Annotated in this window: 19 protein-coding genes; 11 read left to right on the forward strand and 8 right to left on the reverse strand. The window is 51.6% G+C overall.

Features of this window, described 5'->3' with window-relative positions:
• Positions 1-9: 9 nt before the first annotated feature.
• The 6 genes from IMY23_RS11735 to IMY23_RS11760 form a co-directional block, all read right to left on the reverse strand.
• A complete protein-coding gene (locus IMY23_RS11735; protein WP_192822267.1) occupies positions 10-579 on the reverse strand; it encodes a DUF4142 domain-containing protein in 570 nt (189 codons plus the stop codon).
• 334 nt (positions 580-913) lie between these two features.
• A complete protein-coding gene (locus IMY23_RS11740; protein WP_192822268.1) occupies positions 914-1381 on the reverse strand; it encodes a hypothetical protein in 468 nt (155 codons plus the stop codon).
• Positions 1382-1386: 5 nt separating this feature from the next.
• Entirely contained in the window at positions 1387-1572 is a 186-nt protein-coding gene (locus IMY23_RS11745; protein WP_192822269.1) for a hypothetical protein, read from the reverse strand.
• A 443-nt stretch (positions 1573-2015) separates the two neighbouring features.
• Positions 2016-3653 (reverse strand): beta-N-acetylhexosaminidase, encoded by a 1638-nt coding sequence (locus IMY23_RS11750; protein ID WP_192822270.1) that lies wholly within the window; start codon positions 3651-3653, stop codon positions 2016-2018.
• Positions 3654-4293: 640 nt separating this feature from the next.
• Complete coding sequence (locus IMY23_RS11755) at positions 4294-5853, reverse strand: M20/M25/M40 family metallo-hydrolase (protein ID WP_192822271.1); 1560 nt, start codon at positions 5851-5853, stop codon at positions 4294-4296.
• Positions 5854-6178: 325 nt separating this feature from the next.
• Entirely contained in the window at positions 6179-6778 is a 600-nt protein-coding gene (locus tag IMY23_RS11760; RefSeq protein ID WP_192822272.1) for a hypothetical protein, read from the reverse strand.
• 126 nt (positions 6779-6904) lie between these two features.
• On the opposite strand from IMY23_RS11760, the gene IMY23_RS11765 reads away from it, so the two are divergent.
• Together IMY23_RS11765 and IMY23_RS11770 are read left to right on the forward strand one after the other, a co-directional pair.
• Positions 6905-7687, forward strand: coding sequence for an enoyl-CoA hydratase/isomerase family protein (locus IMY23_RS11765; RefSeq protein ID WP_192822273.1), 783 nt, complete (start codon positions 6905-6907; stop codon positions 7685-7687).
• 103 nt (positions 7688-7790) lie between these two features.
• Entirely contained in the window at positions 7791-8513 is a 723-nt protein-coding gene (locus tag IMY23_RS11770; protein WP_192822274.1) for a hypothetical protein, read from the forward strand.
• A gap of 40 nt (positions 8514-8553) precedes the next feature.
• On the opposite strand, the gene IMY23_RS11775 is transcribed toward IMY23_RS11770, so the two are convergent.
• Together IMY23_RS11775 and rpoN are read right to left on the reverse strand one after the other, a co-directional pair.
• Complete coding sequence (locus IMY23_RS11775; RefSeq protein WP_192822275.1) at positions 8554-9156, reverse strand: hypothetical protein; 603 nt, start codon at positions 9154-9156, stop codon at positions 8554-8556.
• A gap of 264 nt (positions 9157-9420) precedes the next feature.
• Complete coding sequence (rpoN, locus tag IMY23_RS11780) at positions 9421-10902, reverse strand: RNA polymerase factor sigma-54 (protein ID WP_192822276.1); 1482 nt, start codon at positions 10900-10902, stop codon at positions 9421-9423.
• A gap of 234 nt (positions 10903-11136) precedes the next feature.
• Between rpoN and asnS the strand changes: the two genes are divergently transcribed.
• From asnS to IMY23_RS11825, 9 genes are all read left to right on the forward strand, one after another.
• Complete coding sequence (asnS, locus tag IMY23_RS11785; protein ID WP_192822277.1) at positions 11137-12525, forward strand: asparagine--tRNA ligase; 1389 nt, start codon at positions 11137-11139, stop codon at positions 12523-12525.
• Positions 12526-12804: 279 nt separating this feature from the next.
• The gene (locus tag IMY23_RS11790; protein ID WP_192822278.1) at positions 12805-13245 is read left to right on the forward strand and encodes a hypothetical protein; all 441 of its coding nucleotides are present in this window, start codon (positions 12805-12807) and stop codon (positions 13243-13245) included.
• A 214-nt stretch (positions 13246-13459) separates the two neighbouring features.
• Entirely contained in the window at positions 13460-15613 is a 2154-nt protein-coding gene (locus IMY23_RS11795) for a TonB-dependent receptor (RefSeq protein WP_192822279.1), read from the forward strand.
• A 131-nt stretch (positions 15614-15744) separates the two neighbouring features.
• Complete coding sequence (locus IMY23_RS11800; protein ID WP_192822280.1) at positions 15745-16377, forward strand: hypothetical protein; 633 nt, start codon at positions 15745-15747, stop codon at positions 16375-16377.
• A gap of 346 nt (positions 16378-16723) precedes the next feature.
• A complete protein-coding gene (locus tag IMY23_RS11805; protein ID WP_192822281.1) occupies positions 16724-17773 on the forward strand; it encodes a sensor histidine kinase in 1050 nt (349 codons plus the stop codon).
• Positions 17774-17864: 91 nt separating this feature from the next.
• On the forward strand, positions 17865-18656 hold the full coding sequence (locus tag IMY23_RS11810) for a LytTR family DNA-binding domain-containing protein (RefSeq protein ID WP_192822282.1): 792 nt from the start codon (positions 17865-17867) through the stop codon (positions 18654-18656).
• Positions 18657-19039: 383 nt separating this feature from the next.
• A complete protein-coding gene (locus IMY23_RS11815) occupies positions 19040-21148 on the forward strand; it encodes an Ig-like domain-containing protein (RefSeq protein ID WP_192822283.1) in 2109 nt (702 codons plus the stop codon).
• 261 nt (positions 21149-21409) lie between these two features.
• Positions 21410-21862: a GNAT family N-acetyltransferase gene (locus IMY23_RS11820; protein ID WP_192822284.1), complete on the forward strand. Its 453-nt coding sequence runs from the start codon at positions 21410-21412 to the stop codon at positions 21860-21862.
• Positions 21863-21949: 87 nt separating this feature from the next.
• Positions 21950-22513: a DUF4252 domain-containing protein gene (locus IMY23_RS11825; protein WP_192822285.1), complete on the forward strand. Its 564-nt coding sequence runs from the start codon at positions 21950-21952 to the stop codon at positions 22511-22513.
• Positions 22514-22533 lie beyond the last annotated feature (20 nt).

The raw sequence follows: 22533 nt of genomic DNA on the forward strand, positions 1-22533 counted from the left end.
ATGCTGTGGTTATGCTTCCAAGGCATCCTCTATTTGCTCCGCTTGCTCTAGGTGGGCGCGCAGCATGGGCAAGGTTTTGGCGGCGAAGTTTTTCAGTTCCAGGTCGGTGCCCTCGTTGGCCATCTGCTCAAATCTGTCAATGGTTTCCTTGTGGCTTTTGACCATAGACTGCATGTAGGCTTTGTCAAAGGCCGCGCCGCTTTGGCTCATGAGTTCATTGTAAATTTCCTGGTGGTCTTCGCCCAGGCTGGTGGGCGTGATCAGGTTCTTGAGGTCAGCAATCTGCTTGAGCTGTTTGTTGCCTTGGGTGTGGTGGTCCAGCATGAGTTGGCCGTACTGCTTCACGCGGGCGTCCTGGGCTTTGCTGCTGGCCAAGCGGCCCAGTTCGGCCTCCAGCATGCCGGCACTGGCGGCTTCGGCCACAAACCAGCCGGCTTTTTCATCTTTGCCGGTGCTTTCCAGCAGTTTTTCATTGTGCTTGCCGGCGGCGTCTACTGAGGTGGAGTCTGAGGAGTCGCCGCAGCTAGCCATGCCCCAGGCCAGGGCTACAACGCAGAAGATGGTCAGGTATGTTTTCATAGTCAGGTAGGTTCAAGTGATGGTCAGGCCGAGCGTTGCCCGGCCCCTTTTTTACGCGGCAGGTGCCTTAGGGTTAATAAACAGTTCTTCGGCTGCATTAAAAAACCACTATATGTATTCCAGAGCGGTTAAACGTTGCCCCAAAAGCGTAGCCACGGCCCCTTGGCGGCGAACTCTGTGACCGCATTGCGCAAAACACCTTGAGCGGAAGAAGCCGGCAAATCACCTTCGGTAAAAATCTGATAGGTCTATAAAACAGAAGCGGGTGCCTTGTACAAGGCACCCGCTTCTGTTTTCGGGCTCATTTCTGGAAACGAGGCCAAAAACGTAGTTTCTAGAGACTCACGCCTTTCTGTTTTCCGGCGGTGCGCAGGGCATCGCGCACGGCTTCTTCGTGTTCCTCGGGCAGTGACTCCAAATCCACCTCGCCACCTTGCCCCGACACCAGACGGTACATCAATTTGTTCTGCTGCACGCGCAACAGACTTATGGAACTCCAGGGCAACACCAGCGCGTCTTGGTTGGCTTCCAGTTTCAGTTCCAGCTGCTCCTCTGTGACCTGCACGTACTGTTTGCCCACCGGCCGACTTTTCTTCCAGGCAATGAAAAAGTACGCCAGCGCAATGGCCACCTGAATCAACGGCAACGCAAAGGAAGTAAAATCCCGCGCGCCGGCATCGTATTCCCGCATAAGACCAAGTCCGCCCAGCAGCAGGAACACTACCGCCATGAACAGGTACAGCCATGACAACGAGGTGGCGTTGGTTTTAGCGGGCGTTAAATTAAGGAAGAACGAGGCCATGAGTTTTAGTTTAGGGGTTTCTTGTCTCGTCTGCGCAGCGTGATCACAATCTTGATGATCACAAACGCCATAAACCCGATGAACGCAAACAGTGTCACCAGAATATTTGGGTCTTCCAGGCGCCACATCAAGATTAGAAACGAGATGGTGAGCATGGCATTCAACAGCATATCAGCGGCACGGGTAGACATAAGCGGCAAAACGGTGATAGGTAAAGATACGAAACAGAAGCCAAACGCACCAGCCTTCCGTTTTCGGGCTCATTTCCAGGAATGAGCCCGAAAACGGAAAATTGTTGATTGGTAATTGTTGATTGATTTCTTAAATGTGGCAGTTGTTATGGGCAGATATTTTTTAAGCCAATTATTCCTTTTGGTGCGAAAATTACACACATTCCGTCCTCCTTTGAAGGGGGGTAGGGGGATGATAAGCCCCATTGACGCACGTACAGTTTTGGCTATGAAAAGAAGAATTATGCAGTCATAAATTTTTACTCAAAAGCTATCATCGGAAAAGCCATCATCCCCCTACCCCCTTCAAAGGGGGACGGAATGCGTGAACAATGCTTAAGTACCGGTATCCGTTTTCAGGCTCATTTCTGAAAACGGAGCCTAAAACGGAAAACGGAAATTCCTTATTTCTCTTTGTCAATGGTCCACTGCTCGTAGTTTTTGAAGTAGGCGCTGTTCCAGAAATTGTACCTTGGGATGGCGTTGCTCTTCAGGCGTTTTTTGAAATCTTCGTAATTCTTCTGCTTGGGGTCGGTCCACAAAACTTCGCTTAAAGCGGTCATGCGCGGGAATACCATGTACTCCACTTTAGACGGATAGCCAATGTATTCGGTCCAGACGTTGCCTTGCGCGCCCATGATGTATTGGCCCAGATTCTGCTTTTCCAGTTCTTCGGGCACCGGGTTGAACGCGTACACAGCATCTACGGGGTTGTAGCCATGAATGGCCAGGCTGTCTTTGGGGTCTTTGGATTGGTAGGCGTCAAAGTACAGCGGCTTGCCGGGGCTCATGATCACGTGATGCTTCAACTTCGCGGCGGCAATGCCTTCTTTGGCGCCGCCCCAGTTCATGATGATGGCCGTGGTGTCTAGTTTGCCTTCCAGAATTTCATGCCAGCCAATAATGCGTTTATTCTTCTTGGCCAGATAACCCGCCACCTGTTTCACGAAGTAGGTTTGCAGTTCCTTTTCGTCTTTGAGGTTGTTGGCTTTCATGAATGCCTGCGTTTTGGGGTCTTCCTTCCACCACTTTTTGCTGGTTTCATCGCCGCCGATGTGAATGTATTGTGACGGAAACAGATCTGCCACTTCGCCAAAAACCGTCTCCAGAAACTTGAACGTAGCGGGGTTGGGTGCCAGCACATTGTTCTGCCGGTTGTACATGCCCCAGGTGTTGGCCACTTGCCACGTGGTGTCTGGGCGCGTGCTGAATTCTGGGTAAGCGGCAATCACGGCGCGGCTGTGGCCCGGAATGTCAATCTCCGGAATCACGTTGATGCCCCGCACCTGCGCATATTTCACAATGTCACGCACTTGGTCTTTGGTGTAGAAACCGCCGTACCGGATGGAGTCATACCGCGCGGGCGTGTCTTTGAAATGGCCAATCAAGGTGGAATTGCGGTAAGAGCTTATCTGGTTCAGTTTGGGGTACGAGTCAATCTGCAAGCGCCAGCCCTGGTCATCTGTGAGGTGCCAGTGGAACGTGTTGAACTTATGGAACGCCAGGTAGTCAATGTATTTCTTGATGAACTCCACCGGAAAGATGTGGCGGCTCACGTCTAAGTGCATACCCCGGTACGCGAAGCGTGGGTAATCGGTCACCTTTACCGCCGACACTGTCACGGTTTTTGATTTCTGCAAGGGCAGTAACTGCAACAAAGTCTGAATGCCGTGCACCACGCCTGGCACGTCCTGCGCTGCAATAGAGATTTGTCGGTCAGCGGTCTCCAGGACATACATTTCTGGTTTATTCACCGCCTTTGACGCTGCTAATGTAATATACGTCCCCACCTTGGGTATGTGAGGGACAATCTTGGGCGCGAAGCCCAACTGCTTCTGTACTTGTTCCTGCAAATAGACTGCCTGGTCTTTGAAGGGCGCATCAGCTACAATCACCGTCTGCGGCGTAATAGTCACCGCTTTGTTTTTGGTAGTTGTAAACGAAACCGGCTTGGGAATGATGTTATTGATGGCCTGCGCCTGAGTGCTAAACGCTAGGAACGTGAAGAAAACCGAGAGAACGAAGCAGGAAAGTTTTTTCATGTGTTTGATGTGTACCCGTTGAAGCCTCTAAGAACGCTATTCTTACCAAATTTACCTAAGCTGAATTGGTAACCTACTCGCTGTAAAGCTATTGCCAAGTGGCTTTTCCCGTTTTAGGGCTCATTTCTGGAAATGGAGGCAAAAACGGGAAATGACACTTCAATCAACTGTTGACTGCCATTACTAAACGCGGATTCTCCCCTTGAGGATTTCCCGAACGAGAGTTAGAGGCAGCGAGCGAAGCTCTGCAGAAGTGTGTTTACAAAGGAGAATACGCATTTATGATCTGTACGGACAGGTCGCGACCTGTCCCACGCATTCCTGATCCACGCATTTCTTTTGTGGGTGTTCGCTTTTTTCTTCGTGGCAAATAGATTGGTTAGGCCACCGTTCAGGACAGGTCGCGACCTGTCCCTACAATCAGCAATGCGTAAATCAGCTAATGTAAACACCCCTCTGCAGAGCTTCGCTCGCTGCCTCTAACTCTCGTTCGGGCATTCCTCAAGGGGAGAATCCGCGTTTAGTAAAAGTTTAATCCAGCCCATTCACTTCAAGCCGCACCAAAAAAAATCGGCCTTCCCCATAATGGAGAAAGGCCGATTTTCATTTCAAAACAAGTCTTGCTACTTGCTATCAGAACTTAAGACTGCGGAGGTCTTGGGGCTGGCAACGCTTTGCGCGGCAGTTTATCTTTTCTGATGGCGCTTTGGTACACAAACGAGGCCACAATCACCGATGCTTGTTTAAGGTCATCAGCCTGCAGGCGGTCATAGGTGTCCATGTTGGTGTGGTGCGTGCGGGTGTTGTACTCAATGGCGTCCTGAATGAACTGGAAACCGGGGATGCCCACCGCGTCAAACGACTGGTGGTCGGTGCCGCCGGTGTTGCGGTTGGTCACGGTAGTAGCGCCTAAAGAATGGAACGGCTTCAGCCACTCGGTGAACAATGGTGCTACGGCTTCGTTGCCCTGGGTGTAGATGCCTCTGATTTTGCCGGTACCGTTGTCTAAGTTATAGTAGGCCGAAATGTTGGCGTGGGCAGGCATCAGTTTCATGGTCTGCGGGTCGCCGATGTGCTTTTTCACGTATCCGCGTGACCCGAACAAACCTTGCTCCTCACCACCCCAAAGGGCAATTCTGATGGTACGCTTCGGCTGTAAATTAAGAGCTTTGATAATACGAACGGCTTCCATCATCACGGCCACACCAGCAGCATTGTCAGTGGCGCCAGTGGCGGCGTGCCAGGAGTCAATATGGCCGCCCAGCATCACAATCTCAGACTTCAGTTTCTTATCGGTGCCCGGAATTTCAGCAATCACGTTGTAGCCTTGTGGGTCTTCAGTTAAGAAACGGGTTTTGCTTTCCATCTCCACTTCCACCGGAATACCAGCAGCCACTAGGCGGCTCATGCGGGCCAAATCTTCCAGGGCCATCTCAAACTCCGGCAACGCGGCGGGCGCATCTACGGCGTAAGAAGCACCATTGCTGGTGAAGAACGTACCGTGGGCACCAGATCTTCCGGAGAAAATGGCCACGGCACCTTCAGACTTGAACATTTCGCTCATTTTGGTCATTAAGGCCCGGCGGGCGCGCATGGCGTTCTGCTGCTCGGGCGTCATGGGCGCGCGGTTGGGCGCGGCCTGTACCGGCTCCGCTAATTTCTGTAGTTGGTCCTCGGTGTAACGGCTTCCGTCGGCCGCAAAGGTGGTTTTGATGGGGTTGGTCACTTCCATCATCACAATTTTGCCTTTGAGTTTTCCGGCGTACTGCGCCAGATCTGCTTCGGTGGCGGCTTTCACCACCACCACTTGGCCTTTGACTGCGCCGTTGGTGCCGGGCGTCCAAGCCTTGGGCGAGCCTATCATGGGCTGGTAATACGGTTTAGAGAGCGCAACGTAAGATTTCTCCACTTCCCAGCCTTTGCCGAAGGTTCCCCAAGGCTCAATGGTGGCGTTGACCAACCCGAAGGAAGCCAGTTTCTCTTTGGTCCACTGGTTGGCTTTGGCCAGACCGGTAGAACCCGACAGGCGCGGGCCGTTCACGTCTGTGAGGTAAAAAGCCAACTCCATCACTTTGGAGTTGTTGAGCCCCTCCTGACGGATTTTCTCCACCACGGCGGCGTCTAGCGGCTCAGCGGTTTGGGCAAAAGATGGAACGGCCAGAAAGGCAGCCCCTAACAGAAAAGTAAAGGTTTTGTTCATGGGTCAGCAGAAGTTTTGTGTGTTAGCGAAGTAAAGATAAGAAGCCAATTGAAATAAGCTACTTTTTCGCTGCTAAAGCCGCCGCTGCCAATAAATCACGCCTTGCCAAAGGGTTCGGGTTCCCGAATTTCAGAAAGAGATATTTACGCGTTTTGGGCCTCATTTCTGGAAATGAGCCCCAAAACGGAAATGGAAGTTGGAGTTTGCCGTTTCCACACGCGCGAGACGCGAACGAGTGATGCTTTTTGGAAAGCCCAAAACAGCTTCTATGATTAACGAAAGGAAAGACAGCAGCCCGAATTGTGATTTTCCGCAAAAACCTGAGTTATTTATCGCTGCGCAGGTACGTGTTTACCAGTTTGAATTTGCCGTCTTTCAGAATTTGGTAGACTTCCAGCGCGGTCCAGCGGGCGGTGATTTTCTCAGCCCGGAAATGACGTTTCACCAGCACCAGCTTTTTGTCTGGGAACACCAGCGGCTTTGAGAAAACGTAAAACGCCGATGGCACCAGCGCCTTGTCTTGCAGGACCGTGATGGAATCTGTGAAATCACTGGGCAGCCACTCTTTTTTAGTGGTGTCGGCCAACTGCCGCTTCATTGAGGCGAAGTCCCTGGCGTTGAACTTATAGTCCATTTTGAGCATGGGTCCGGCCCCGTACCAGCCTTGGCGCGCCAGCAGACGGTTGTTGTCGGTGAGGTTCACGCGGGCCCAGAGGGAGTCATTGAGGTACACTTCGCTGCGTTGCAAGGGCAGAATTTCTTTGTCCACGCGTGTCACGCGGCCGCCTTGCAGCGCCAGGAACTTCATAAAATCCTGGGCAATGGCTTGTTCGGTTTTGCTTTGCGCAGAGCTTCCTAAACTGGAAAGCAGCAAGGCAACAATACCGGTCAATAAAACGAAACTGCGCTTGAGTTGGTGAGTCATAGTCTGTGTTTGAGTCTTCTTCTGCCCGCCCCTCGGCTCCTGCGCCGTGCGCTTGGCACTCCCACGGCAAATATCTACTTTTGATAAACGGGCTCGGCCCATTTCTCCCTTAAACCTCTAAAAACCATGCCAGAAACACAGCTTCTATATACCGTTGACAACGGCATCGCCACCATCACGCTCAACCGCCCCGAGGTCTTCAACGCCTTTGATGACCAGCAAAGTTACGAATTACAGGATGCCCTGAAAAAAGTAACCCGTGACGCCGCCGTGCGCGTGGTCATTCTCACCGGCGCAGGCCGCGCGTTCTGCTCGGGCCAGGACCTGAAAGCCATAGCCGGCGCTGAGAAACGTTCGCTTTCTGAAAGTTTGCACAAACGCTACAATCCCATTATCAAAGCCATGCGTGAACTTCCCAAGCCCATTATCTGCCGCCTGAACGGCGTGGCCGCGGGCGCCGGTTGTTCTTTGGCCCTGGCCTGTGATTACGTGGTAGCGTCTTCTGAGGCCAGCCTTATTGAGGTGTTCATTAACGTAGGTTTGGTGCTGGATTCTGGCTCCTCGTACTTTCTACCACGTTTGGTGGGCATGCGCAAAGCCTTTGAACTAAGCACGCTGGGCACCAAAGTAAAAGCCGAGGAAGCCTTGCGCTTAGGTTTAGTCAACCAAGTAGTTTCCCCCGAGGAACTGGACGCCGCCGTGCAGGAAATAGCCGCCCGCTACGCCAGCGCCCCTACCAAAACCATCGGGCTCATGAAAAAAATGCTGAACAAATCCTTTGAATCTAACCTGGACGAAATGCTGGAATACGAAGCCTATTGCCAGGAAATTGCCGGCAACTCCGCTGATTACCGCGAGGGCGTTGCCGCCTTCAATGAAAAGCGCAAACCCGTTTTCAAAGGCGAGTAATCTTTTCTGTTTTCGGGCTCATTTCTGAAAATGGGCCCGAAAACAGAAAATCAAACATGGCTTCGAACGACTTTAACAATATAATCTCTTAGCTACTGCATTCATGAAATATGCGCTAGTTCTATTTGCCTTTCTAGTGGTTTCCTGTTCCCAGAAATCGGAAGAAGCTACTGAGCAGAAAAAGGGCGCCCGCGTTCAAAAGGAAGGAAGTGCCGGTATTTTCACTATTTCAGAAATCACTGAAGCCCGCTTTAAGGATGCCGCAAGTACGTATCAATCGCCAGTGCAACCTGACACAAACTATATCAAGAAGAAAAGTGGCCAATTAACAATTCCAATTTCTCAGTTCATAGAAGATGATGACACCTCTTTCATCTATAGAGACCGTGTGGTTCCTGATATTGAGGAAGAAGACATTACGCATGAGTACAAAGGGTATTACAAAACCATTGAGAGCCATCTTTTGAGAACCATCTTCTATGAAGCGGTTGAATGGCAATTCATTTCTAGAACTGGGACCAAAACTCAAATCTGGGATACACCAATTTTCTCACCTGATGGCAAATACTTCATGTGCTATCTCACCTATGGGTTGGAAAGTGAGCCTTTGGGGTTACAGATTTGGAAGGTGGAAGAAAGCCAAAGCGACCCAGACAAGCCATTAGAATTGATGAAAATCTTAGAATTAAACCAGCTGTTATTCAACCCGCTGGAGTGCTTTTGGACCAAAGAGCGCTCCATTGTGATGAAGGCTGAGAAAATGAAGGACCAATATTACCCAGAACAACCTTCAGAAGTCTATTTCCTTGAACTGAAATTCAAGTAAATCCAATTCCCGTTTTGGGGCTGATTTCTGGAAATGAAGCCTAAAACGGAAGTCCCCACAAACTAATTCCCACCAGCAGCCCCAGCGCAAACCCCACGTAAATCTGCTTGGTGGAGTGCGCACCCAGAGACAACCGGGCCGTCATGACCGCCCCAGAAATCACAATGAAGGCTACAATGGGGAAAACTAAAATGGGTTCAGGCAGCCAGCTGTGTAACAAAAGCAAAATACCCAGACTACCTCCCAGCCCTATGGAGTGGGCACTTATTTTCCAGAACTGGTTGATGACCAGCGTGGCGTAAACAGTGGCGGTAATCACGCCCATCACCAGAAAAAAGATGCGGTCAAAATAAGGTTGCCGGTAGAACACCGCGCTGGTCATGGTGAAACAGATAGCCGCCATCAGCAGGGGCCACCGGCGGTCAACCCTTGCGTCTAGGGTAAAAGTAGTCACCACGCCAGCCTTCTGCAGCAGGAACGTACCAAAACTGGGCAGCAGAAACGTGGTGATGAACACCAGCAGCAGCACCAGCCTTCGGGCGGGCATGGGCAGGGTAACGGCCTCTGCCGGAAGGAAATATAAAATCAACGCAAACAGGTACGAAGGCAGCAGCAGCGGATGGAACACCACTGAAAGAACCATCGCGAGGCGGTTATTCACTGTATAAGTAAGAATTAAAAAGTAGGACTAGCACCAGAAATCATCTGATGGCAAGCTATATACGGTAAAGCAAACTTTTAGAATAAATTTAATTTGTTTGATTTTAGGTGCTGTTTCAGGGTAAAATGGTAGACGTTTAGGGGCACCAAATAAGCGTTGCCGCTAAAAAATTAAGACATCCAAAATCTTGGTGCCCGCCTCTAAGAAAGGTGCTGCAGAAGTGAAAACTGACTTGGCAGAAGCTTGTTAGAGTTCTTTACGCAGGCGGGCTACGGGCAGGTTCAATTGCTCGCGGTATTTGGCCACGGTGCGGCGGGCAATGTTGTAGCCTTTGTCATTGAGCATCTTCTCAATTTTGTCATCTGAGAGCGGCTTGCGCTTGTTCTCTTTTTCAATGATGTCTTTGAGAATAGCTTTCACCTCACGGCTACTGGCGTCTTCGCCGGCGTCGGTGGCAATGCCCTCTGAAAAGAAGAATTTCAACGGAATTATCCCGAACTCAGTCTGCACGCTTTTGCTGTTGGCCACGCGGCTCACGGTGGAAATGTCCATACCGATGTCTTCCGCAATGTCTTTCAGAATCATGGGTTTGAGCTTGCTTTCATCGCCGTCCAGAAAGTAATCATACTGACGTTTCATCAAGGCTTCCATGGTGCGGAGCAAGGTGTTCTGGCGCTGTTTGATGGCGTCTATAAACCACTTGGCCGCGTCCAGTTTCTGCTTTACAAAGGTCACGGTTTCCTTCAGCTTTTTGTCTGTTTTGGCGCTTTTGTCATAGGCATCAAACATATCTGCGTACGACCGGGAGATACGCAAATCTGGCGCGTTGCGGGCGTTGAGAGAAAGTTGCAGTTGGCCTTCCTCGTTGGTGATGATGAAGTCCGGAATCACGTACTGCACGCGCCCCGCGCCGCCGCTTCCGCCGGGTTTTGGGTTTAGTTTCAGAATCAAGTCAATCGCCGACTTCAATTCGTAATCTTCCAACTCCAGTTTCTGCTGAATGCGGGGGTAGTGTTTCTTGGTGAACTCGTCAAAAGTGTCATGGATAATCTGCTCTGCTACCTCGGTGATTTCGTCGGGGTCGCGGCGTTCCAGTTGCAGCAAAAGGCATTCTTGCAGGTCACGGGCGGCGATGCCGGGCGGGTCAAAGGCCTGAATTCTTCGGAGCACGTCTTCAATCTCCTCTACGCTGGCGTCTATGTTCTGCGAGAAAGCCAAATCATTGGAAATGGCCTGCATGTCGCGGCGTATGTAGCCTTCCTCGTCAATGCTGCCAATCAGCTGTACGCCAATGGCATGCTGTTTTTCGTCTAAGTTCAGGAAATCCAACTGCTCCATCAACGAGTCGGTGAGCGAACCCATAAACGCGATAGGCATTTCACGGTCTTCTTCCTCGCCGGGGCCATCGCCCTGCATTTTGTAACCGGCTATCTCGTCATCATTGAGATAGTCGTCAATGTTCACGTCATCATCGTCGCGGCGCGCTTCTTCCTCGGCAAAATCATCGGGTTCGGTGTTGTCGAAATCTTCGTCAGAGTCGCTCGATTCTTCATTGTCTTGGGCGGGCTCGTCGGCCACGTCCCCTTCTTCCAGAGCCGGGTTCATCTCCAGCTCTTCTTTGATACGCGCCTCCAGTTCGGCGGTGGGCACCTGCAGCAGTTTTATGAACTGTATCTGCTGCGGCGACAGTTTCTGGCCAAGTAGTTGTTTTAGGTCGAGTCTTTGCATAGGCGGAAAAGCACTGGTCCCATGGAGCACGGACTAGGCCAAAGTTATGGTTTTTTACTACGGCAATGCAAAAAAGGTTAGTCACGCCGGGTGTGGGGTAGCAAGTAGCAGGTATCAAGTAGCAAGACAAAAGGGGAAAACTTTCTTTTTTTAAGAATTCTGTAACTTGCTCCTTACTTTTGCACCAGCAAAGTACCTGCTATCTGATACTTGCTACCTGATACGTCTAAGACCATGAAACGAACCAAAGTAAACGCATTGCTCCAGACGCCCGGCCAAGGGCAAGAGGTGTTGGTAAAAGGTTGGGTGCGCACCAAGCGCGGCAACAAATACGTGACCTTCATTGCCGTGAACGACGGCTCTACCATCAATAACATTCAGGTAGTGGCCGACATGAACGTGTTCTCTGAGGAGGCATTGAAGGACGTGACCACCGGCGCAAGTGTTTCTATTTTGGGTACCTTGGTAGAAAGCCAGGGCAAAGGCCAGACGGTAGAGATTCAGGCCAAAACCGTAGAAGTGTTAGGCCTGGCAGACCCAGAAACCTATCCGCTGCAGAAGAAAGGCCACTCGCTGGAGTTCCTGCGCGAGATTGCCCACCTTCGCCCGCGCACCAACACGTTTGGCGCGGTCTTGCGCGTTCGGCACGCCATGGCGTTTGCCGTGCACAACTATTTCAATGAGAAAGGCTTTTTCTATGTGCACACGCCGGTAATTACTGCCTCAGACGCTGAAGGTGCAGGCGAGATGTTCCGGGTAACTACCTTAGACCCCGTGAATCCTCCCAAAACGGAGACCGGCGAAGTAGATTTCTCCCAGGATTTCTTCGGGCGTTCTTCTAACCTAACCGTTTCCGGGCAGCTGGAAGGCGAAGTGTTGGCCATGGCTTTGTCTGAAGTTTACACCTTCGGGCCTACGTTCAGGGCAGAGAACTCCAACACCAGCCGTCACTTAGCCGAGTTCTGGATGATTGAGCCCGAAATGGCGTTCTATGAACTGGAAGACAACATGGACCTGGCGGAGGACTTCCTGAAGTACCTGGTGCGCTACGCCTTGGACCATTGCGCTGAAGACCTGGCTTTCCTGAACGAGATGTACGACAAGGAACTCCTAGCCCGCCTGCAGTTTGTGGTGGACAATGACTTCCAGCGCCTTACCTACACAGAGGCCGTGGAAATTCTGAAAACCGCCAAGCAGAAGTTTGAATACAAAGTAGACTGGGGCACAGACTTGCAAAGCGAGCACGAGCGCTACTTGGTAGAGAAGCACTTCAAGAAACCGGTCATTCTCACCAACTATCCCAAAGACATCAAGAGTTTCTACATGAAGCTGGACGAAGACGGCAAAACCGTGCGCGCCATGGATGTGCTGTTCCCCGGCATTGGCGAAATAATTGGCGGAAGCCAGCGCGAGGAAAGCTACGAGAAACTGGTGGCCCGCATGCAAGAAATGGGCGTTCCCGAGAAAGAACTGTGGTGGTTCTTAGACACCCGCAGGTTTGGCACGGTGCCGCACAGCGGCTTCGGGTTGGGCTTTGAGCGTCTGCTGTTGTTTGTGACCGGCATGGGCAACATTAGAGATGTGATTCCTTTCCCCCGCTTTCCCAAAAGTGCTGAGTTTTAAAGACTCGTTTAGCCTTACCTCATATAAAATTTAAAGGCCAGCGACTGATATCAAATTTATTCTCTGATTCCTTCTATTTACAACCGCTTCTCTCCTTCTATTGGGAGAGAAGCGGTTTTTGTTTTTGGGCTCAAAACCGGAAATGATGCCAAAAACGCAATTTCATGACTTAAAAAAGATTGAATTGAAACGAAAAAATATTTTTTCGGTATAAATATATAAATTCTAAAAATCATTCTATATTTACGCACCAGACAACCACACTCCAATCTAACTGATATGAAAAGATTTTTTACCGCCTTTACCGTAGTGTTGGCACTAGCCGTTGGAAGCGCCCATGCCACTTCTACCTCTAGCGTAAGCACGTCTATCCTGAAAGAGGATGGTGGTGCTAAAAAAGCAGCTGCCAAAGAGAAAGCAAAAGCCAAAAAACTGGCGCTGAAAGAGAAAGCGAAAGCCAAGAAGATTGCCCTTAAAGAAAAAGAGAAAGCTAAGAAATTGGCCCTGAAAGAAAAGGAAAGAGCCAGAATAGCCGCCGAAGACGCCAGATATGAGGCCTTAGACCAAGCCCTCATGGAAAAAGAGGACGCCAAAAAACAAGCTGCCAAAGAGAAGGCCGCTGCTTTGAAAGAAAAAGAGAAAGCCAAGAAACTTGCTCTGAAAGAAAAAGAAATGGCCGCCAAAGCTAAATCCTCTGAAAAGAAAAACGCTGAAGATTAGAAACAATCGTTTCAATTGTAGACAAACAGAAAGAGCCCGCATTGCTGCGGGCTCTTTCTGTTTTAGGGCTCATTTCTGGAAATGAAGCCAAAAACAGAAACTACTTATCTCCTCTGTCCTACACTTCATCCACCTTCTTCCACAGTTCATCTCCTTTAAATTTCAGACGCGGTTTTGGCGGGGCACCTTTGCTCAGAACCTAACCAAACCCGCTATGAAAACGGCTGCCCTCCTTTCCTTCCTCCTAACGCTCCTCACGCTTACCTCGCAAGCCCAGGTCACGGTGCAGGGCCAGGTGAAAGACGCGCAGGGCCAGCCGGTGGTGGGTGCCAACGTGTACCTGAAAGGTTTGTATGATGGGGCCAGCACGGACGGAAACGGCGCGTTCCAATTCAGCACGAAGGAAACCGGCACGCAGACCTTGGTGATCAGTTTTCTGGGGTATTTACCGTTGGAGAAACAAATTGAGGTATACCAATCCATGCCGGCGCTGCACCTCACGCTCAGGCAAGACCAGCGGCAATTACAGGCAGTGGTCATCTCGGCGGGCGCGTTTGAGGCCAGTGATGAGAAACGAAGCGCCCTGCTCAACTCCCGCGACATTGTGACCACCGCCGGGGCCAGTGCCGATATTATGGCGGCGCTCAACACCTTGCCCGGCACGCAGAAAGTGGGCGAAGAAGGAAAACTCTTTGTACGGGGCGGCGACAGCTATGAAGCCAAGACATTCATTGACGGGCTCTTGGTGGCCAACCCCTACAACGCCAGCGTGCCAGACGTTCCGGCGCGGGGCAGGTTCTCGCCGTTTTTGTTCAGCGGCATGGCCTTCAGCTCGGGTGGGTTCTCCGCCGAATACGGGCAGGCGCTTTCGTCAGCGTTGCTGTTGCAGAGTCAAGATTTGCCAGACGCCTCGCAGACCGGTGTTTCATTGATGTCAGTGGGCGCTACCCTTTCCAGGACCAAACGCTGGGAAAACACGTCAGTGGCGGGTTCTTTAGACTACACCAACCTGCAGCCCTACATGCGCCTGGTGCCGCAACGCCAGAACTGGCGCAAAATGCCCGAGACCAAAGCCGGCAGCCTGGTCTTCCGGCACAAGACTTCCAAAACCGGTTTGCTTAAAGTGTACGGCACTTATGCCCACAGCCAGTTTGGTCTATTTCAGCCAGATATAGACCGACCGCAACAGCCCGTAGCCGTGGATTTGAGCAACAGAAACCTGTTCCTGAACAGCACTTTTGAGGAAGTTTACAAGGAGAAATGGACTTTGCAGGCGGGCATGGCGTTTACCCACACAAAAGATTTCCTGCAAGCCGATGCCACCCAGATTTCCACCCAGCAAAATGCCTGGAACGGCAAGGCGGTCATCATCAGAGACCTGGGCTACGCGGTTACGCTGCGCACGGGCGCTGAAGTGCAACTCAAAAATTATCAGCAAACCTTAGAAACCCCCGAAGCCACCGCCTGGAGCGGCGCGGTAAAGGACCAGAACGTGGCCGCCTTCGCGGAAGCCGATGTGTATTTAGGCGACAAACTGGTGGCCCGGCCGGGGCTGCGGTGGGAGCGTTCTTCTGCCTTAGACCAGCAGGCCTTGTCGCCCAGGATGGCATTGGCCTACAAAGTGAACGCGTTTGGGCAGTTTTCCTTCGCCTACGGCCACTTTTACCAAACCCCGGAGCATGACTACCTCAAATACACCCAAAACCTCAGCTTTGAACGCGCCGACCACTACATTCTCAACTACCAGCACACCGCCAACAAACGCACGCTGCGCATTGAAGGCTACTACAAAGACTACCAGCACTTAATCAAATACAACGCGCTGCAACTGAGAGACGCCTCTGCCATCACCAACGGCGGTCACGGCTACGCCCGCGGCGTGGAAGTCTTCTGGCGCGACCAACAGACCCTCAAAGGTGCCGATTACTGGGTGTCTTACTCGCTCTTAGACAGCAAGCGGCTGTACAAAGGCTATCCGGTGGCGGCGCAACCCGGCTTCGCGTCTACGCACAACGTGAACCTGGTGTACAAGCAGATGATCTTTCCCATCAAAACCTACGTGGGCTTTACCTACAGTTACACCAGCGGAAGGCCGTACCACAACCCCAACCTGGAGGGTTTTATGCAAAGCCAGACCAAGAATTACCAAGATTTGAGCTTCAGCGCCAGCTACTTAACCACTTTTAAAGGCCATTCCACTATTCTGCACGTGGCCTGCACCAACCTCTTGGGCCGCGAGAATGTGTTTGGGTACCGGTACGCGGCCAGCCCAGACGCCAACGGTTCCTACGCTTTTCAGCCGGTGGTGCCGGGTGCCAAACGCTTTGCCGTCATCGCGCTTATGTTCTCCATCAATGACCGAAAATAAGGTGCTAATTTTTTAATGTGTTAGCGTGCTACTCTCCTTAAACAATCCTCAATAAGCAATTACCAATTTTCCGTTTTCGGGCTCATTTCCGGAAACGGAGCCAAAAACGTCAAACCCTAAAAACCATTCAAATGAAAAAGTTATTCTTCGTGCCGTTGTTCTTTCTTTCCATGCTGGTACAGGCCCAGGGCAATTTTCAGGCGGCTTTAACAGAGACGCTGCAACAGTTCAAGGCCGCCAAAACCACCGAGGAAACCTTGCCGCTGGTCAACAAATTCAACCGCATTGCAGAGGCCGAACCCAAGCAATGGCTGCCCGCCTATTACGCCGCTTTCGCCCAAATCAGTGTCTCGTTCCGGGTAAAAGAAGAGGAACAGCGCGAGGCCCTGCTAGACAAAGCCCAGACTTACCTGGACCGCGCCTTCAAGCTGGAGCCCAAAGAATCTGAGCTGTATGCGCTGCAAGGCTATCTGCACCAGGCGCGCCTGGTGATTTCGCCCATGATGCGTGGCATGAAATACTCGGGTTTGGTGGTGAGCGCCCTGGAGAAAGCCAAACAACTGAACCCAAACAACCCGCGCGTGTATTTTTTGCTGGGCCAGAACACGTTTAACATGCCTAAAATGTTTGGCGGCGGACCAGAAGCGGCCAAACCCTTGCTGCAGACCGCCAAAGAGAAATACGCCGCCCAGAAAACCACCCAGCCGCTGCAGCCCACATGGGGCGAACAGAACAACCTGGCTTTGCTGGCCAAATGCAATTAACCTTGGTTTACTGGAAACATAAAACTCACCCCTCCCAGGTGGGAGTTATCTGGAATACGTGGAGACAAGGCAGTGCCTGGTCTCTACAGGTTGCGTTTTCGGCTTCATTTCTGGAAATGGAGCCGAAAACGGATATCCAAATTCCCTCCTTGAAGGGAAATGGAATACCAAGAAAGACGTTCAAAACTCGTGCTGATAACTCCCCTCCTGGGAGGGGTTGGGGTGGGTTACTTTCCAGGACTGAAAAAACACTTTTCTGCGCTTCACCTAAAATCCAACCAATTTTCCTGCCGCCCTTACAAAGCACAAAGGCAGTTTTTAGCCCTTAAATCCTTACCTTTTCGCCATGAAATCAACCTTCGGGATTCCCGGCAAGCGCTTTGTTTCCATCTTGAAATGGATCTTGCTGTTTGCGCTGTTGGCTGGGGTACAGGTGCTGCTCACGTGTGAGAACTGCTACACCAACCTGAACCTCACCTGGCGAAATTTTCTGTATTCGTTCAGTCTCTTCTGCTTTTTGTGGCTGGGGAACGGCTACCTGAGCAACAGCCTGGGGTTCATTGTCTCCTGGGCAGAAAACCCCTGGAAGCGCTTTTTCATCACCTTGATTGCCGTGCTGGTGTATTCGGCCGTTATTGTGTTTTTGGTGAACTGGTTCTGGTATGTGTTCTTGCCGCAGCGCGATTTCAACATCATGCACACTGCCCGCGTGCGCTGGACCATGGGCAGCCAGATGCTCGTCACGTACATGATCACCATGACGTTGCACGCCGTCGCGTTTTTGCGGGGCTGGCGCGAGACGGCGGTGCAGGCCGAGCGCTTCCAGAAAGAGACCGCCCTCTCTAAGTACGAAGCCCTCAAAAACCAGGTGAACCCGCATTTCTTGTTCAACAGCCTCAACGCGCTCACCAGCCTGGTGCACGCCGAGCCCGATCTGGCCGTGAAATTCATCAAGCAACTGTCTGAGGTGTACCGCTACGTCCTGGATTCGCAGCAGAAGGAAGTGGTGCCCCTGGAAGAGGAACTCCATTTCACGCAGCGTTATGCCTTTCTGCAGAACATACGGTTAGGCGAAAGCCTGGTGGTGAACTTGCCCCAGACGGTTCCGGCGGGCTTTTATGTGCCGCCGCTGGCCTTGCAGATGCTGCTGGAGAACGCCGTGAAACACAACCGGGCCTGGGCCAAAGAACCGCTGCAGGTAGACATTACCCTTACCGGAGATTACCTAACCGTGCAGAATAACCTGCAGCCCAAACCGCAGCATGAGCCGCCCAGCGGCCTGGGCCTGGCCAACATTGCCGCCCGCTATGACATGCTCACCACCAAAAAAATGGAAACCCAGGCCACCGAAACCACTTTCACCGTGAAACTGCCGCTGCTCACCTTTCAAGCGTAACCAAAAGCCGTTTTCGGGCTCATTTCCAGAAACGAAGCCAAAAACGGAAATCCTATTTCTGACAACGAATCACTAAAAACGAATCACCGCTATGCTCCGCGCGCTCCTTCTTGAAGACGAACCCCTGGCGGCCAACCGGTTGGCGCACTTACTGGAATCACAGGAAGAGGTGCCCCTGCAGGTGGTGGCCAAGCTGGCCTCTGTGCAGGAAGCCGTCGCGTTTTTCAGGGAGCAGCCTATGCCAGACCTCGCTTTCTTTGACATACAACTAGGCGATGGCCTGAGCTTCAGCATTTTTGACGAAGTGCCGGTCACCTGCCCCATCATCTTCACCACCGCCTATGACGCCTATGCGCTGCGCGCCTTCAAAGCCAACAGCATAGACTACCTTTTAAAACCCATTGATTCTGATGACCTGCGCCAGGCCCTGCTCAAATTCCAACGGCTCACAACTTCCGGCCCCGCCGCCGCCCCACAGCCCGAGGCGTCTCTGCAACTCCTGCAGCAGGCTTTGCACCAGTTGCAGCACCCTGCCGCGCCTTCGTACAAAAACCGGTTTGTGATCAAGGTGGGTGAACACATAAGGGCGGTGCCCGTGGAGGAGATTGATTTCTTCTACAGCTTTGAGAAAGCCACCTTTCTGCAGACCTCTGACAACCGCCGCTACGCCCTTGACTACACCGTGGAACAGCTGGAGCAACTGGTGGACCCCAAACGCTTCTTTAGAGTGAACCGCGGTTATCTGGTGCAGCTAAATGCCATTCAAGACATTCTGCATTTCACCAACAGCCGCCTTAAAGTACAGCTGCGCCACCACGCCCAGGAAGAAGTACTCGTCAGCCGCGAGCGCGTGGCCGCCTTTAAGACCTGGTTAGATGGGTAGACTTTTTCTGTTTTCGGCTCTATTTCAGGAAATGAGCCCGAAAACGAAAAAGTTCAGCACCAGGGCTGGTTTCACCTACCAGGCAAAATGTTAATTTCCTTCCCGGCCACCTGATTTCCTGCTTTAATTTAGGCTGAAGTCAATGTCCCATCTCCCCTCTTTTTATTTCAATTCACCCGCGATGGATACCGCCAAGGTTTCCCTCTTTTTTAGACATTGTGCTATATCTAAAAATTGCATATTTCTTACTTTACACCCATCATTCTCCTGGACAAATACTTAAAACTAGGTATTGGCTGAATGCTTAAATCCTCGGACCTTTGTAATGAGAGAGGCATCTTTTCGTTTCTTTCTCCTTCACTGCCTTACCACTACTAATGTATATGAAAAGGATTTTACCTTATTTTTTGGCGCTGTTCTTTGTGGCCGCCTGTAGTTCTTCTGAGGAGGAGCCTGAACCGGACGCGCCCAACACGCCAGCAAATTCCATAGAACTGGTTACCACTTCGGCCACGCCGGGCCAGGTTGTGATTGCCAAGGCCAGCTCAAAACCTAAAATCACGGGCACCACCATGCTAAAGGTGGGCGGAAAGGACGTGCAAGCCATTGAGGCAGACTCCAACCGGGTATTGTTCATTTTGCCCGTGCTCCCACCTGGCAAAACGGTGGTTGACTACAGCGGTGTGGGCATTGACAAACAAGTGGAGTTGACCATAGCAGCCTATTCGCCTATTACTGACCCAACTGCCATCGCCAATACGTTCACAGCTGAGTTAGGGCAGATTGCAGACAGATTCCAGACGTACGTAAGTAACCCCATCATAAAACTTGACCCTGCCTACATTGCCGTTTTAAACAGGCAGAAACAGATACTGCAGGAGAACTTCCCCAAACTTTCTGCCCAGGAGCAGATGGAGATGGCTTATTACTTGCGAGGAGCCATGCCCAATGACGCTGATTTCATTCTAACGCCGCCCAACCCTGCCAACCACCGTCGCTCCAGCGTGGATCCGGGCGAAGCCTTGTTTCAGACGGGTATTGCCTTTAAAGACGCGGTTATCAATTCTATCATTGGCCTTTCTGTTGGTGTAGCCTTGGTGTACACCCCTGACCCCACTTTTTTCTCTAAAGTGTTGGCGGCGGCCAGTCTTGGCGGGGGGTTGATTTACTTTTCTAAGGCCAAAGCGTTGGCTGCGGAAGTAGGCAGTCTTAAAGGTGTGCCAGAAAGCATTCTCTCAGACTTTTCTAACCAACGGTTAGCAAACACGGCTGCAACTGCGCTACGGGCCGGGGAAATTGAATTCCAGCAAGGGAAAGACAAGACCCTTCAGCTGACCGGCGAATTCAGAAACCTGGTAACTTCTGATAGATCTTCGGGGAGTGCCCTCATTGCCGACATCTTCAGTTACATAGACAAACTTCAGGAGCAATACAACCAGATTATTGCCCTGGTCAATAAGGTAAGAAGCTGGTTCCCTGGCCAGAACCCAGATTTTCCGGGGTACCAAAATACCATTCAGGCGCAGGCAGGCATGAACCAGATTGCCTTGCCTTTGCAAAAAGTCTCTATCAAGAATATCTCAGACGCCAGCATTCGGCTCACCTCCACCGCTACCGCCACCGGGTTCACGCAGGTAGCCCAAAGAGATGCCGTAGGCCTACAGGACAAGCCTTTTTCCTTTGACATTGTCTATGCTGATAATTACACAGGAAAAACCCTGACCAAGGCTATCAGTGCCATTTACAAACCTGCCCAGCCGCATACCGTGACCATCACTGACGGCAACAACCAGCAAGCCAGCGCCGGCCAGGCCCTGCCCAAAGCGCTGAAGGTGAAAGTGACGGACAAAGACGGCAAACTGCTGAAGAACATTGAGGTGGAATGGGCTGTGAAAACGGGCGGCGGGAGCCTGAGCGCTCCAAAATCAACCACCAACGCAGAGGGAATTGCCCAAGTGACTTGGACCATGAAAGCAGGCGCCAGCGGTGACCAGCAAGTGGAAGCTACTGTGAAAAAAGGAGATGGAACGCTGGTTGCCGGCACCCCGCTTACCTTTACCGCTGATCTGTCATTGGTAGGCCTCTGGGATTTAACCTCTTACACAGTCAACGGTTCTGACTATTTTCATTTCCAAGACCGAGGAAACAGAATCTGTGGAGAAGTCTCCTACCAAGACAAAGAGAAATTCTTAACCTCCACCTTTAACATCACCAACACCGGCAGTATTGCCTGGACCTCAGTGATTGAGAAACACAGCTTCAATTTCACGCCTGTCGGGAATGACTGTAAAATGACCAGCCCGAAGGTGACCACTTCCACAGACGCCAAGACGTTCACCTATGTGTATGATGCCACCAAGAATGAAATGACCTTAAACCAAACCATGAAAGGGTCTGTGTCTTTGCAAGACGGGGTTTTAACGCTGTCCTTTCTGTCAAACGGCACCACCGGGGTTCCTGTAATCTTCAAGATGCGCAGACGGCAACCTTAATTACCCGGTCACTTACCAGATAGGCTAGCTTGTTTCCGCAGGTTAGCCCTTCTGTTTTAGCCCCGAAAATGGAAACACCGGTTACAGCAGGAATTTCTCTAGCAGCCTGTTTTTGGCTCCATTTCCAGAAATGAGCCCGAAAACAGAAAAAGCACTGTTGATATTCTAGGCTTCTCTCAGTTTCAAACTAACCGAAAAACAGGTCCAAAAGTAGCAAGATTGCTATGCTTCCCGTATTTTTCTTGCCTAAACACCAGCACCATGCAACACCCTGCCCCTCACACCAACGCCCACGGCTTTAGCCTCAGCTTTGACAAAACGCAGCTGCAGCTAGACGTAATCCATGGGTTTTTAACCGAGTCTTATTGGGCGAAGGGTATTTCTATAGACCTGGTGGCGCAGGCGGTGGAGCATTCTTTGTGCGTGGGCGTGTATGCTGGTACAAAGCAGGTGGCGTTTGCGCGGCTTATCACAGACTACACCACGTTCGCCTATCTCTGTGACGTGTTTGTGCTGGAAGATTACCAAGGCAAAGGCCTGGGAAAATGGATGGTGCAGGCGCTCAGGGAACATCCCCGCCTGGGGAACCTGCGCCGTTGGCTTTTGGCTACCACAGATGCGCATAGCCTGTACGCGCCCTTCGGGTTTACGCCTTTGGCCATGCCAGAGCGCTTCATGCAGGTGCACATGCCCAACATTTACCAGCAACCCTGATTTCTGTTATCCAGCAGGCCACGCAAAAGATTACAGCAGCGTTTTTGGGCTCATTTCCGTAAACCAAGCCAAAAACAGTTCTGCCGTATGATCTCAGAAAATAGAAAACTTGCTACCAAAGGGCTGCTTCTGCTCATGACCTTGGCGCTGGCGCTTACCGTAGGAGCCTGCAGCGGCACCAGTTCCTTGCCGCCCGCCCAAACCACTACTGACTTCTACCAGAAATATAAATCAGAGCCCGGCTTTAAGGGCACCAGCGTGCCGGTGGGCTTGGTCACGCGGTACCTGTCTAATGAAGTCTCAGACACTACCATGCTGGCCGCGCTGGCCAACCTCACCTCGGTGCGGGTGCTCACGTTCACGCCCACCAACAAGAGGGCGCAGCGCCTGCTAGAGAAAGGCCTCACCCAGGAACTGGACCAGGTGCTGCAGAAAGAAAACTACGCTGCCTTGCCCATGCTAGACGCCGCCCCGGGCACGCTGCAATTCAGGATGCGCCAGACCGGCGAGCAGGTGCAGGAACTGGTGGGCTACCGCAAATACGGCAACAGCTTTCTCATGCTGCAGGTCAACGGGCGCTTCACCAGAAGCCAGGTAGAAATGCTGCTCCAGAAGATTGACCCAGAACTGCTGCTTCCGTTACTGGGGTAGTCTAAGGAAAATAGATTCAC

Origin of the sequence: Rufibacter sp. LB8, assembly GCF_014876185.1 — a bacterium.
Lineage (GTDB): Bacteria > Bacteroidota > Bacteroidia > Cytophagales > Hymenobacteraceae > Nibribacter.